This is a genomic window from Trujillonella humicola, assembly GCF_046233715.1.
Classification (GTDB): domain Bacteria; phylum Actinomycetota; class Actinomycetes; order Mycobacteriales; family Geodermatophilaceae; genus Trujillonella; species Trujillonella humicola.
In genome coordinates this window covers 85,926-93,467 of the sequence record NZ_JBJNRJ010000007.1, presented here as the reverse complement: position 1 = coordinate 93,467, position 7,542 = coordinate 85,926, and the positions used below count along the sequence as shown (strand labels likewise).

Genomic DNA, 7,542 nt, shown 5'->3' with positions numbered 1-7,542 from the left:
CCCCCGCCCCACCCCCCCCCCCCCCGCCCCCCCCCCCCCCCCCCCCCCCCCCCCCCCCCCCCCCCGCCCCCCCCCCCGCCCCCCCCCCCCCCCACACCCCCCCCAGGACAGGGGGAGAGCTGCGCGACTCGCCGGTCGAGGGGCGCCGATCGCCCGCGCGGATAGAATCCGGGGCGTAACGACGCGTCACGGGGGACGCTGATTCCGACGTTGGACCCACGGTCGACCGGCTCCGGCCGGGACCTGTCCCGGGGAGGCCGCCGCCACATGGCGCTGCTGCAGGTCGAGGGCCTGACCAGGTCCTTCGGGGCACGCCGCGTGCTGCGGGACGTCTCCTTCAGCCTGGCCGAGGGCGAGATCGTCGGGCTGGTGGGCGCGAACGGGGCCGGCAAGTCCACCCTCGGCGACATCATCGCCGGCATCACCGCGCCCGACGCCGGGCTGATGACGCTGCAGGGGCACGCCTACGCGCCGCTGTCGGCCGAGGACGCCCGCCACCTGGGCGTGGGCGTGGTCGAGCAGCTCATCCGGATCGACCCGGAGCTGACCGTGGCCCAGGCGGTCTTCCGCGGCACCCCGCGCGCCGGGCGGCCCCAGGCGGAGCTGCGCCGGCAGGCCCAGGTGCTGCTGTCCGAGGTGACGCTCGACATCAGCCCCGACACCCTCGTCGGCGAGCTGCCGCACTTCGTCCACGGCCTGGTCGAGATCGCCCGCATGCTGGCCGAGGAGACGAGGCTGGTCGTCCTCGACGAGGTGTCGGCCGCCCTGCTGCCCGACGAGGTCACCGGCCTGCACGCCGTGGCCGACCGGATGCGACGGCAGGGCCGGGGGGTGCTCTACATCAGCCACCGGCTGCCCGAGATGCTCGAGGTCGTCGACCGCGTGCTCGTGCTGCGCGAGGGCCGGATCGCCCTCGACGCCCCGAGCGGCTCGCTGGACCCGGTCCGGCTGGCGGCCGCCACGATCGAGGGGACGGCGCCCGTGCCGGCGCCGCGCCCCGAGCCACGACCGGCCCCCCGGGACCCCGCCGCCGATGCGGTCACCGCCGGGGACGAGGTCGTCCTCCAGGTCCGCAACCTGCGCGTGCCCGGGCACGTGGCGGGCGTCGACCTGGAGCTGCGACGTGGCCAGATCATCGGCCTCACCGGGCACCGCTCCTCCGGCGTGCGGGAGATCGCCGGTGCCCTGTCCGGGGAGCTGCCGGCGATCAGCGACGAGGTCGTGCTGCACGGCGAGCCGCGGTCGACGGCGCCGGAAGAGACCGCGCCGGTCCTCCGCCTGCCGGCCTACACCCCCGACGAGGACGCCTACGGGGTCGACCCCGGCGAGACGATCGCCCGGACGCTCACCGACGAGCCCTGGGGCGCGCTGACCGACCTGCGCACCGAGATCGCCCAGCTGCGCGGCGTCATCCGGACCGTGTACAGCCTCGACGTGAAGACGCTCAGCATCCGCACGGTGTTCGGCGCGCTGTCCGGCGGCGACCAGCACAAGCTCGCGCTCGCGCGCTGGATGGCCTCGGCCGAGGACGTCGTCGTCGTCCACGAGCCCACCCGCGGGCTCGACGTCCGGGCCCGGCAGCAGGTGCGCCAGCTGCTCAGCGAGGCGACCGCGCACGGGACCTCGGTCGTCGTCGTGTCGGTCGACCCCGACGAGCTGGCCGAGTGCTGCGACCGGGTCGGGATCGTCTCCGGCGGCCGGGTGACCCGCTGGATCGACACCCACGGGCTGGCGACCGACGCCGTCCGCGAGCACATCCTGGAGGCGGCCACCGCCGCCTAGGCCAGGTGGTCTGCCTGGCCCGCCCGGCCCCCGTCCGGGCGGACCTCTGCCGGGGTCGGCGCGGTGCCGCCCGCCCCCCGGCCGGGCGGCACCGCTCGCGCGTCGGTCCCGCCGTCAGACGGCGACGGTGGCCGCGATCGCGCGCAGCTTGTGCCGGGCCAGCGCGAGGTTGGCCGTCACGCGGTTGAGCACGAGGTAGATGAACAGCCCGGCGTTGCCCTGGCCCTTGAGCACGTTGATCAGGTGGTACTGGCCGGCGAGGGTGATGAGGATGTCCTCGACCTCGTCCTTGAGCTCGAGGTCGCCGATGGTGCGCAGCTTGGCGCGGACCACGTTGGAGTTCCCGGCGGCCGCGACGTTGAGGTCGAAGCCGGGCGTGCCGCCGGCCGCGAGGGCCATGCCGCTGTCGATGTCGACGATCGCGGCGCCGCTGGCGCCCTCGATCCCGAGGAGTTCGGCGATCACGTTGTCGAGCTGTGCCACGGGTGGAGCTCCGTTCCATTCCGAAGGGGGACGCAGCGGGGTGCTGCGCACCGGGTCGGGGGGTGACCCGGGTCGGCCGGGCGAACCGGTCGTCTGTGGGTGCACCGGCGTGCGGTGCGGGGTCCCGGGCGGCGACGGTGCCGCTCCGGGGTGCGGCGCACCGGCCGGGGCGCGCCGCGCAGCCGCCCCGTCGAGGGCGGGAGGCACCGGAGCACGAGGTGGTGGGCCCGCCGCGCCGGGCCGCGGTGCCCGCCGCTCCGGTGCCGCGTCCTGCGTCGCGGGACGTTGCCGCCCCCACAGTGCCGCCCACCAGCCTGGTGCCATGTGCCTTGGTTCCGCCTTCGCCGAGAGGCTCAGAACCCCAGACAACACGAGCCCCGCGGGGCACGGCAAACCGAGATCGGTATCCGCTGGTGAGCCGGTCGTCACCGACGGCGATGGCCCGGGCCGCCGTCCCCGCGGGGCCCGCCGACCCCCTCCGGTACCTTCCCGCGGGGGGCCGGGCGGGAGCCGGCCGCCTCCGCCGAACCACCCGAGGAGCCGTCCGTGAAGAGCCGGGACCTGGCCTACGTCGCCCTGTTCGCCGCGATCATCGCGGCGCTGGGGCTCATCCCGCCGGTGCCGGTCCCGGGCATCCCGGTGCCGATCACCGCGCAGACGCTCGGCGTCATGCTCGCCGGCTCGGTCCTCGGTGCCCGGCGGGGAGCCCTGGCCGTGCTCACCTTCCTCGCCGTCGTGGCCGCCGGCGTCCCGCTGCTGTCCGGCGGCCGCGGCGGCCTGGTCTGGTTCGCCAGCCCGTCGGCGGGCTACCTGTACGGCTGGACGCTCGGCGCCTTCGTCATCGGCCTGCTCACCCAGCTGACCTGGCGGCGGTTCAACCTGGCCTGGGCCATGGTGGCCAACCTGGCCGGCGGCGTGGCCGTCATCTACGCGCTCGGCATCCCCTTCACCGCCGTCTACGGCGACGTCTCGCTGTCCGCCGCCGCCACCGGGGCGCTGGCGTTCGTCCCGGGCGACGTGGTCAAGGCCGGGATCGCCTCGGTCGTCGCGGTCGGCGTGCACAAGGCCTACCCGGTCATCGAGCTGCCCCGCCGACGGCCGGCGGCGGGCTGAGCCGTGCGCTGGGGACGGCGGGCGGCCGAGGTCGCCGCCGCCGCCGACCTCCCCCGAACGGCGATCGAGCTGCGCGACGTCTCCCACGACTACGGCGAGCGCGCCGTCCTGCGCGACGTCACGCTCACCCTGGCCGAGCACCGCGTGGGCGTGGTCGGGGCCAACGGCTCGGGCAAGAGCACGTTCGCCCGCCTGCTCAACGGCCTGGTGGTCCCGAGCTCCGGCACCGTGCTGGTCGACGGCCTGGACACCCGGACGCAGCTGCGGGAGGTCCGCCGCCGGGTCGGGTTCGTCTTCCAGGACCCGGACGCGCAGATCGTCCACCCGACCGTCGCCGAGGACGCCGAGTTCGGCCTCACCAACCTCGGCGTGGCGCCCGAGGAGCGGGCACGACGGGTCGCCGAGGTGCTGGAGCGCTACGGCCTGGCCGGGCACCGCGACCACCCCGCGCACCTGCTCAGCGGCGGGCAGAAGCAGCTGCTGGCCATCGCCGGGGTGCTGGTGATGGAGCCGCAGCGGGTGGTGTTCGACGAGCCGACCACGCTGCTCGACCTGACCAACACCCGCCGGGTGGCCCGCGTGATCGAGGCGCTCGAGCAGGACGTCGTCGTCGTCACCCACCACCTGGACCTGCTGGCCGGATTCGACCGGGTGCTGGTCTTCGCCGACGGGCGGGTGGCCGCCGACGGCGCCCCGGCCGAGACCGTCCGCTGGTACGTGGACCACATGTCATGACCCTGTCGCTGTACGTGCCCGTCGCCAGCCCCGTGCACCGGGCGCCGGCCGGGCTCAAGCTCGGGGCCCTGGCCGCGCTGGCGGTCGGGTTGTTCCTGCTCGACGGCCTGGCGGCGGCCGCGGGGACGCTCGTCGCCGTCCTGCTGGTCGGGCTGGCCGCCGCCCGGCTGCCGTGGCGCGCGGTGCTCGCGCAGGTCCGCCCGGTGTGGCCGTGGCTGGTCCTGCTGTTCGCCTTCCACCTCGTGGTCACCGACTGGCGCGCCGGCGCGCTCGTCGTGCTGCGGCTGCTGGCGCTGGTCGCGGCCGCCGCGGTGGTGACCGCGACCACGCGGGTGACCGAGCTGGTCGCCGTCGTGGAGTGGCTGGCCCGGCCGCTGGCGGTGCTCGGCGTCCGGCCGGCGCGGATCGGCCTGGTCATCGCGATGACGCTGCGGTTCGTCCCGCTGGTCGCCGAGCGGGCGCAGCGGATCCGCGACGCGCAGGCCGCCCGCGGCGCGCAGGGCTTCCGCTTCCAGGCGCTGGTGCCGCTGCTGGTGCAGGTGCTGCGGATGGCGGCCACCCTCGGCGAGGCGCTGGACGCCCGGGGCGCGGACTCCCCCGCGCCGGCGACCCGGCGGCGTCGGGCAGCATCGGCGCCGTGACGGGCACGCTGCTGGAGATCTGGTCGACCCCCGCGGCGGCCGCGCCGATGACCCGGCTGCCCGCCGGCCGGCTGATCGCCGGGGTCGGGCTGGAGGGCGACCGCTACGCCCTCGGCGGCGGCACCTGGGCGCAGTACCCGGACCTGGAGAAGCAGCTCACGCTGATCGACGCCGACGACGTCGCCGCGGTGGCCGCCGAGGCCGGTGTGCCGCTGGCGCCCGGCGACACCCGCCGCAACCTGGTCACCCGCGGCGTCGCGCTGCCCGAGCTGGTCGGCCGCTGGTTCGCCGTCGGGGACGCGCTGCTGTTCGGCATGAAGCGCTGCCCGCCCTGCACCCACCTGGAGCGGCTCACCGGCGCGAGGCTCGTCAAGGCCATGGCGCACCGCGGCGGGGTCAACGCAGCCGTGTTCGCCGGCGCGCCGATCGCCGAGGGCGCCGTCGTCCGCCCGGTGCCGGAGGAGGAGGCCGCGCGGCGCGGCGCGCCCACCGGGCCCGGCCGGCCGGTGCCGCGCCGCGTCTGACTCAGACCGCCTCGACCACCACCGCCACGCCCTGCCCGCCGCCGACGGCGATGGCGGCCAGGCCGGTGCCGCCCCGGCCGCTGCGGACCAGCTGGCTGAACAGCCGGACGGCGAGGACGGCGCCCGAGGCGCCCCACGGGTGGCCCAGCGCCAGCGCGCCGCCCTCGGGGCAGACCCGCTCCGGGTCAAGCCCGAGCTCCGCGCAGCAGGCGAGCACCTGCCCGGCGAAGGCCTCGTTGAACTCGACCACGTCGACCGCGTCGAGGCCCAGTCCCGCCCGGTCGAGGGCCGCGCGGGCCGCGGGCACGATGCCCAGTCCCGGGCGGTTCGGGTCCACCCCGGCGGTCGCGGTGGCCAGCACGCGCAGCCCGGGCAGCCCGAGGCGGCGGTGCGTGCCGGCGTCGACGAGCGTGACCGCCGCGGCGCCGTCGTTGACCCCGCACGCGTTGCCGACGGTGACCGCGCCCCCGGGCACGAACGCCGGGCGCAGCCGGCCCAGCCGCTCCACGGTGAGCCCGGGGCGGGGCCGCTCGTCCCGGTCGACGCCGCCCACGGGGACGATCTCGGCGGTGAACCCGCCGGCCCGCTGGGTGGCCACCGCCCGGGCGTGCGAGCGGGCGGCGTAGGCGTCCTGGGCCGCCCGGCCGATGCCCTGCTCGCGGGCGAGGAGCTCGGCGGCCGGCCCCATGTCCGGGTCGCCGAGGGAGGCCGGGGCGAACGGCGCGCGCGTGTAGCGGACCGGGGGCTCCTCGCCGCGCGGCGGCCACATCCGCCACGGGGCGGTGGAGGCCGACTCCACGCCACCGGCGAGCACGGCACCGGTCTCGCCCGCGCGCAGCTGGGCCGCCGCGAGCACGATCGCGGCCAGCCCGCTGCCGCACTGCCGGTCGACGGTCAGCCCCGGCACGCTGATCGGGAGCCCGGCCTGCAGCGCGGCCACCCGGGCGACGTCGCCGCCCGGGCCGGTGCAGTTGCCCAGGACGACCTCGGAGACGTCGACGTCCGCGGGCAACCCGGCGGCGAGGTCGGCGAGCACCGCGGCGGCGAGGTCGGCCGCGGTGCACGCGGCGAGCGCGTGCCCCGCCGTCCCGATCGCGGTGCGCCGGGCGGCGACGACGACCGGGGCGCCGGTCACGGCGCACCCGCCGGGGCGAGCCGCCCCTGGGCGGCCAGCTCGGCCACCGCGGCGCGGTCGACCTTGCCGGCAGGGGTGAGCGGCAGCCGGTCGAGGGCGAACCAGCGGCGGGGGCGCTGGGCGGCGGGGAGCACCGCGCGGGCGGCCGCGCGGGCGCGGGGCAGCACCGCCGGGTCGGGGAGGACGGCGGCCACGACGGCCCCCAGCCGCGGGTGCGGCACGCCGACGACCAGGACCTCGGCCCCGGTGGCCCGGTGCAGCGCCCGCTCGACGTCCCCCACGAGCACGGTGGCCCCGCCGGTGAGGACGGCGTCGGCTCCCCGCCCGGTGACCGTGAGCAGCCCGCCGGCCAGCCGCCCGCGGTCGCCGACGGTCGCGAACCCGTCGGGGCCCGTCGTGAACGGCCCGTCGCCGTCGAGGTAGCCGCGGGACAGGAACGGCGAGCGGGCCCAGATGCGGCCGTCGCGGACCTCGACGTCGACGTCCGGGAACGGCCGCAGATCCTCCTCGTGCGTGCCCCAGGCGACGAAGGACAGCTCCGCGGCGCCGTAGTAGTGGGCCACCCGGGCGCCGGCCGCCGCGGCCCGCGCCGCCAGGCCGGCGGGCAGCCGGTCCCCGGCGACGACGACGGTGCGACCGGCCAGGTCCGCGCCGTCCCGCAGCGCGGCGGTGAGCGCTGCCGGGGTGAGGTGCACGTGGGTGGCCTGCTCGGGGGCGGCGACCAGCACCGCCCCGGTCGCCCGGGCGTGCACGGCGGCGAAGAGGTTCATCGTCGCCGACAGGGGCCCGGGAACGCAGACCCGGGCCGAGCCGTCGATGCCCGCCAGGGCCGAGACGTGCGGGAACGAGTCGGCCCACGAGGCGGCGGTGCGGACGACGACCCGGGGGCGGTCCGTGGTGCCCGAGGTCCGGAGGGCGAGCAGACCCCCGCGGTCGGCGGCCGCCAGCACGGCGGTCACCGGATCCGCGGCCGCGGCGACGTCCGTCGGGAGCACGGCACGCAGGGTAGGCCGTGCCCCCCCGCCTCCCCGCTCCCCCGCCTCACGCCTCGCGCCGTCCCGCCGGCGGGGGCCCGGCGGGCGGGGGGGGGCCCGGCGGGGGGGGGGGGGGGGGGTGGGGGGGGGGGGGG

General features: G+C 77.9%; 8 protein-coding genes. 5 read left to right on the top strand and 3 right to left on the bottom strand.

Annotated elements, in window-relative coordinates; genetic code table 11:
- Window positions 1-267: 267 nt before the first annotated feature.
- Window positions 268-1,782, top strand: a complete 1,515-nt coding sequence (locus ACK586_RS06035) for an ATP-binding cassette domain-containing protein (protein WP_409329551.1) — start codon at window positions 268-270, stop codon at window positions 1,780-1,782.
- A gap of 114 nt (window positions 1,783-1,896) precedes the next feature.
- On the opposite strand, the gene ACK586_RS06030 is transcribed toward ACK586_RS06035, so the two are convergent.
- The gene (locus ACK586_RS06030; protein WP_409329550.1) at window positions 1,897-2,265 is read right to left on the bottom strand and encodes a hypothetical protein; all 369 of its coding nucleotides are present in this window, start codon (window positions 2,263-2,265) and stop codon (window positions 1,897-1,899) included.
- Window positions 2,266-2,811: 546 nt separating this feature from the next.
- Between ACK586_RS06030 and ACK586_RS06025 the strand changes: the two genes are divergently transcribed.
- Genes ACK586_RS06025 through ACK586_RS06010 form a run of 4 tightly spaced genes read left to right on the top strand, consistent with a single transcriptional unit; the run spans window position 2,812 to window position 5,278 of the window.
- Entirely contained in the window at window positions 2,812-3,378 is a 567-nt protein-coding gene (locus tag ACK586_RS06025) for a biotin transporter BioY (protein WP_409329549.1), read from the top strand.
- A 3-nt stretch (window positions 3,379-3,381) separates the two neighbouring features.
- Window positions 3,382-4,113, top strand: coding sequence for an energy-coupling factor ABC transporter ATP-binding protein (locus ACK586_RS06020; protein ID WP_409329548.1), 732 nt, complete (start codon window positions 3,382-3,384; stop codon window positions 4,111-4,113).
- The gene (locus ACK586_RS06015; protein WP_409329547.1) at window positions 4,110-4,754 is read left to right on the top strand and encodes an energy-coupling factor transporter transmembrane component T family protein; all 645 of its coding nucleotides are present in this window, start codon (window positions 4,110-4,112) and stop codon (window positions 4,752-4,754) included. The genes ACK586_RS06020 and ACK586_RS06015 overlap by 4 nt, the downstream gene beginning before the upstream one ends.
- Window positions 4,751-5,278: an MOSC domain-containing protein gene (locus ACK586_RS06010; RefSeq protein ID WP_409329546.1), complete on the top strand. Its 528-nt coding sequence runs from the start codon at window positions 4,751-4,753 to the stop codon at window positions 5,276-5,278. The genes ACK586_RS06015 and ACK586_RS06010 overlap by 4 nt, the downstream gene beginning before the upstream one ends.
- Before the next feature lies 1 nt (window position 5,279).
- On the opposite strand, the gene ACK586_RS06005 is transcribed toward ACK586_RS06010, so the two are convergent.
- Complete coding sequence (locus ACK586_RS06005) at window positions 5,280-6,413, bottom strand: thiolase family protein (RefSeq protein ID WP_409329545.1); 1,134 nt, start codon at window positions 6,411-6,413, stop codon at window positions 5,280-5,282.
- The gene (locus ACK586_RS06000) at window positions 6,410-7,408 is read right to left on the bottom strand and encodes an AMP-binding protein (RefSeq protein WP_409329544.1); all 999 of its coding nucleotides are present in this window, start codon (window positions 7,406-7,408) and stop codon (window positions 6,410-6,412) included. The genes ACK586_RS06005 and ACK586_RS06000 overlap by 4 nt, the downstream gene beginning before the upstream one ends.
- Between the last annotated feature and the right edge of the window lie 134 nt (window positions 7,409-7,542).

Coding starts and splice junctions, on each gene's coding strand:
- ACK586_RS06035 (WP_409329551.1), top strand. CDS start 268: ATGGCGCTGCTGCAGGTCGAGGGCCTGACCAGGTCCTTCGGGGCACGC.
- ACK586_RS06015 (WP_409329547.1), top strand. CDS start 4,110: ATGACCCTGTCGCTGTACGTGCCCGTCGCCAGCCCCGTGCACCGGGCG.